This is a genomic window from Fodinibius halophilus (assembly GCF_011059105.1).
Classification (GTDB): domain Bacteria; phylum Bacteroidota; class Rhodothermia; order Balneolales; family Balneolaceae; genus Fodinibius; species Fodinibius halophilus.
The window spans coordinates 1-1,526 of sequence record NZ_JAALLS010000062.1 but is presented as its reverse complement, the minus strand read 5'-3'; the positions used below and the strand labels follow the sequence as shown (position 1 = coordinate 1,526).

Here is a 1,526-nt window from a genome sequence, read left to right as displayed (position 1 = left end):
GTCTGTCGGACTAAGCAGTTCTAAAATTACTAAATTTATTTTTGTGGTGATATATTGGGCAAAACTATTGTTCTGGGGATATTTTTTCTGATTTCTATCTCAGCTATAGTTCTCTCCCCGCTGGCTTATGTAGCCAAAGCGTGCATGCGCTTCAGATTGTAGGCACATTTGACCAGATTCCACTCACCGGTCACCTTCCTGATGCCCCTCAAGCTAAACTGCCGGAATCCCATCACCTGCTTTATGATGCCGAAGACGGTTTCCACGGTCGCTTTGCGTTGCCCATAAAAAGCTTTTCCTTGCCGGGTCTTCAGTCGCCACCCCATCTGCTGAATTTGCGAGGCGTCCTTCGGCGGGGGCCCGGGATCTGCCCGCCGCTCGTCCCAGCGCTGGTTATGGTTCTGGCGGCCGGTCGCCAAATATGGAATGAGACCCCGATCGGTCGCTTCGCTGACATTGTCTTTGCTGTAATAGCCGTTGTCGGCGGTAATTCGCTTCGGGTCTCCCAGCTGATCAGGCAGCTCCTCCAGGGCTTCCAGGGCCGGCTGCAATTGCTGCTTGTCATTGGGCGCCTGGCTTATGTGCCCGCCCACGATCAGATGGGAGTCCATATCGACAGCTGCCTGGGCGTTCCAGGCCTACTGCCAGCCATTGTTGCTGGTCAGCATAATCCGGGACTCCCGGTCGGTAAAATTAACCTGATCGTTGTCCCGGGGGCCCCGGAGTCTTCTTGCCGGTGGCCTGTTCTTTTTCGGCTCGTTTGGCCATCTTGGCCTCATGTTCGGCCTTTTCGGTCTTATAACGCTCGGCGGCTCGCTGCTCAATCATCTTTTTGGCCTGGCGGATCTGGGCCAGCCGGTCCTGGCGACCTCCAGCTCTTCGGGCAGCTCTTGGCTATCGGAATCATCGGCGTCGGCGGCTTCGGCTTTTTCCAGCAGCTCGGCCACTTCCTCGCTGAGCTGATCTTCCAAGGCGCAGGCCCGCTCCCAACTCATCGCCTTGTGTTTGCTGGCATTGGCTTTGAATTTAGATCCGTCAATACGTACATCACCCAGCTCTGTTAATCCCATCTGGGCGGCCAGCAGCAGGATTTGCGTAAACAATTCCTCCAACTCTCCCATAAATCGCTTCCGAAACGTGCAGATCGTATCGTGGTCGGGATGCTGGTTGGCCGCCACATACCGGAAGGCCAACGACTCGTAGGTCGCCTCCTCAATCCTGCGGGAAGAAAACGTCCCGCTTCCGTAACTATAAAACAGCAAAGCCGTCATCATCCGCGGGTGGTAGGCATCCGAGCCACTGCTGGTGTAGCTGGCCTCTAATTTCGATATATCCAGTTCATCGACAATCTCGACCACAAACCGGGCCAGGTGATCTTCGGGCAGCCACTCCTCTACCGAAGGTGGTAACAGATAAGAGGTATCACGATCTACTAATCGAAAATTGGGCATCACGCTAATAACTTTTCTTTACAATTGCTGGGTAAATCTAATAAATCATACCCGGAAAGTCCGACAGACTCCTAG

Annotated in this window: 1 pseudogene; it reads right to left on the bottom strand. The window is 54.0% G+C overall.

The features are described from left to right. Positions 1-125: 125 nt before the first annotated feature. Positions 126-1,451: pseudogene (locus tag G3569_RS18170) on the bottom strand (IS1182 family transposase). Positions 1,452-1,526 lie beyond the last annotated feature (75 nt).